Raw genomic sequence first — 3,562 nt, 5'->3', positions numbered from 1 at the left:
CACGTCCTCGATGATCACTGCTGCCAGACCCGAAAATACCGTAGCCACAAGAGAGTTGACATCCATCACAAGATCATGATCGAGACGGCTACACGCCGTCACCACCGACTACGGGCCAGACCCTAATCAACGGCGGATCTGCTGATCAAGGGAGATGCGCCAAGTGAGCGAGAACGTCGTAGAGTTGGATCCTGTCGAGGAGCAGGCCGTACCGGAGGTCGGGAAGGTCTCGGATGACCAGTTGATATCGATGCTGGTGGACCGGGCCCGTACCGAGGGGCTTCAGCTGACGGGTGAGGACGGGCTGCTGCAACAGCTCACCAAGCGGGTGCTGGAGTCCGCGCTGGAGGGTGAGATTACCGATCACCTCGGCTACGACAAGCACGATACGGAAGGCCGGAACAGCGGCAACAGCCGCAACGGCACCCGGGCCAAGACCGTGCTGACCGACGTCGGCCCGGTCGAGGTCAAGGTGCCCCGGGACGTGGCCGGCACCTTCGAGCCGCAGATCATCAAGAAGCGGCAGCGCCGGCTGACCGGCGTGGACGAGATGGTGCTCTCGCTGTCCGCGAAGGGGCTCACCCACGGAGAGATCTCCGCCCACCTCGCCGAGGTCTACGGGGCCGAGGTGTCCAAGCAGACGATCGGCGTTGTCACGTTGGCTGACCGGCGTGGGATGATCGTCGTGGAGGTCGTATCGGGGAGGGGCCTGCTCGTGTCGTCCGTGTCACCGTCGTACCGGGGGCACCGGTACCCCGTCGAGATCATCTCCCACTGCGTGTGGCTGTGCCACCGGTTCCCGCTGTCGTTCCGTGAGGTCGAGGAACTGATGCTCGAGCGCGGCGTGGTCGTCTCCTGCGAAACCGTCCGGCGGTGGTGCCTGAAGTTCGGTCAGTCCTACGCCAACGCGCTGCGTCGCCGGCGTCCCCGTCCCGGCGGCACATGGCACCTGGACGAGGTCTTCATCAAGGTCAACGGTGAGCTGCAGTACCTGTGGCGCGCGGTGGACCAGGACGGCAACGTGCTGGACATCCTCGTGCAGAACAGATGCGACAAGGCCGCGGCCAGGCGTTTCTTCCGCAAGCTCCTCAAGAAGACCCGCTCGGTGCCGCGGGTGGTGGTCACGGACAAGCTCCGCAGTTACGGGGCCGCCCACCGCGAGGTGATGCCTTCCGTCGAGCACCGCTGCCACAAGGGCCTCAACAACCGGGCCGAGAACTCCCACCAGCCGACCCGGCAACGAGAACGCGCCATGAAGGGCTTCCGCAGCGTCGGCGGAGCCCAACGGTTCCTGTCCGCGCTCAGCGGCATCTCACCCCACTTCCGACCCCGACGTCACCTGATGACCGCCACCGACCACCGCGCCGAAATGACCGTCCGCATCGCGATCTGGGAGCAGACCACCGGCACCGCCGGCCTGCCCGCCACGGCCTGAGCGCGGAGCCGGAACCCGACCCCAGCACACCCCGACACCCCACCAAGCACCAACACCCCCGACAACGTGACAACGCCCGGTGGAAGGCCAGCAGCACGATGCCGAGCCCGACCGAGCCCACGATCTCGCACAGGATGCTCGCGATGATCATCACCTTGAGGACCTGGCGGCCGATCATGTTCGTCGCGGTGCCGAGGCCGATGATGCCCATCGAGACCAGGGCGAGCTGCAGTCGTCCCGGCGTGACGTCGAAGACCTCGAGCAGGAAGCCCGCCGCGGCGTATGCCATCGTCGACAGGGTGAGGGTGAGGCCCCAGATGTACGCCCACGCGGCGGTCCAGCCCCAGGCCGTGCCGCGTTCGTGCCGGGCCCACTGGTAGACACTGCCGGCGTACGGCCAGCGCGAGGCGAGCTCGCCGAAGACGAGCGCCACGAGCAGCTGGCCGCCGAGCACGATCGGGAACGCCCAGAAGAAGCGCGGGCCGGCGGCGAACAGGCCCAGCGTGAAGATGGCGTACAGCGCCACGATCGGCGAGATGTCGGCGAAGGCGAGCGACAGTGCGGAGCGGAACCCGAACCCGCGGTTCAGCACGTGGCCGCCGTCCTGCGGCGTCCCGACCGCGCGGTCGGCGGTGCTCTCAAGTCTGGGTGGTCCCATTGCGGTGACCTCCTGGGGGTGGGCCAGTGGATTTCGGCCTCAGTCTCAGGGCCCCGCGGCACGGCGGAACAGCCACCCAATGTCACACTTCGGCGCACCGCCCTATACGAATGCACAACGCGCCCGGTGGCGCCGACCACGGGGTCGGCGCCACCGGGCGAGCTTGGTCCGGCCAGGTAGAGGAGGGTGGCGACGACCAGGGCGACGACCAGGGCGACGATCCAGGAGACCTCCGCGCCGCCGAGGTCGTCGACCAGCGGCCCGGTGTAGAGCCCACTGTTGACGAACGGGAGCCGCGGCGCCATCGCGGCCATGTGGGCGGTGCGGAGAACAGGGGAATCCCCGTGCGTGGTCCGACATCACGACTTGGACGGGGTGCGTCGGGGGCGGCTAGCGGCGAACACTCTGTCCATCACCCGGCCCGGAAGAATGTGGGCGAGAGGGACTGTGAACGCGGCGTCGAGGCCGAGTGTGTACCTCGTTCGCGGCCGGGGTTTGGTAGTGATTCTGGCGATTTTCTCCCCTGCTGTCTCGGCAGGCATGGCCCGCTTGAGAAAGGCGGCGTTCGAGGCGACCGTCGACTTGATGAGATCACCGTAGAGATGCTGCTGCTCGGCGTTCATCCGGTCGGCGAGCTCAAGCGAGATGGTCCCACTGTGGGCCGCCATCTCGGTCTTGACTCCGCCCGGTTGCACGACCACGACCTGCACTCCCTGTGCCGCGACCTCTTGGCGCAGCGAGTCGCTCGCGGCCTCGAGCGCGAATTTCGTCCCCGCGTAGGCCCCGAAGATCGGGAGCGCGGCCACTCCGCCGACCGAGCTGATGTTGACGATCCTCCCCCTGCTCTCCCGGAGAAACGGCAGGAGCTTTTGGATGACGGCGATGTGCCCGAAGAGGTTCACCTCGAACTGCTCACGCCAGCGATCGAGCTTGAGCACCTCGACGGGCGCATTGACCTCGATTCCGGCGTTGTTGACGAGCGCGCGCAAGAGTCGCTGCTCGGGGTCCCGGGAAATGCGCTCCGCGAGGGCCTCGATGTGCGCTTCGACGGTGATGTCCAACATGACCGGCTCGACGCCCTGTGCCCTGATGGTGTCCGCCTCCTGATCACTGCGGACGCCGGCGAGGACGTGGTAGCCCATCGAGGCCAGTTCGCGGGCCGTTGCGGCTCCGATGCCTGTCGAGGCGCCGGAGACGACCATCAGCTCGTTCCGGTGCCGGCGCGCATTGTGCTGGTGCGACTGCGTCATGACCATCCTTTGATCTGTTCGAAATTCAGAGGGGGTTGCCCCCCGCGGTCGATCTGGCCCGGCCGAGTCGCCGGTGGAGCGGTGAACACGACGGCACGCCAACGGGTGGATCCGGGGGGCGGGGCGCACGACGAGGAAGCCCGCCGCCATGTCGCTGACGGGCTGCGGCATGTACGCGCCGGTCACCTTCAGCTCGGGCTTGCTGTCCGAGGCCGAGCA

General features: G+C 67.3%; 2 protein-coding genes and 2 pseudogenes. 2 read left to right on the top strand and 2 right to left on the bottom strand.

Annotated elements, in window-relative coordinates; all coding sequences use genetic code 11:
• Positions 1-250: 250 nt before the first annotated feature.
• Positions 251-646: pseudogene (locus tag AB0915_RS38665) on the top strand (transposase); the annotation flags it as partial.
• A 30-nt stretch (positions 647-676) separates the two neighbouring features.
• Entirely contained in the window at positions 677-1,435 is a 759-nt protein-coding gene (locus AB0915_RS38660) for an IS6 family transposase (protein WP_366696022.1), read from the top strand.
• Positions 1,436-1,568: 133 nt separating this feature from the next.
• On the opposite strand, the pseudogene AB0915_RS38655 reads toward AB0915_RS38660, so the two are convergent.
• A pseudogene (locus AB0915_RS38655) lies at positions 1,569-2,093 on the bottom strand (amino acid permease); the annotation flags it as partial.
• Between the two features lie 359 nt (positions 2,094-2,452).
• The gene (locus tag AB0915_RS38650) at positions 2,453-3,295 is read right to left on the bottom strand and encodes an SDR family NAD(P)-dependent oxidoreductase (RefSeq protein WP_366696020.1); all 843 of its coding nucleotides are present in this window, start codon (positions 3,293-3,295) and stop codon (positions 2,453-2,455) included.
• Between the last annotated feature and the right edge of the window lie 267 nt (positions 3,296-3,562).

This window comes from Streptomyces sp. NPDC048411, from assembly GCF_040704695.1.
Taxonomy (GTDB): domain Bacteria; phylum Actinomycetota; class Actinomycetes; order Streptomycetales; family Streptomycetaceae; genus Streptomyces.
Note: the sequence above shows the minus strand (reverse complement) of the source record. Positions and strands in the feature narration are given on the sequence as shown.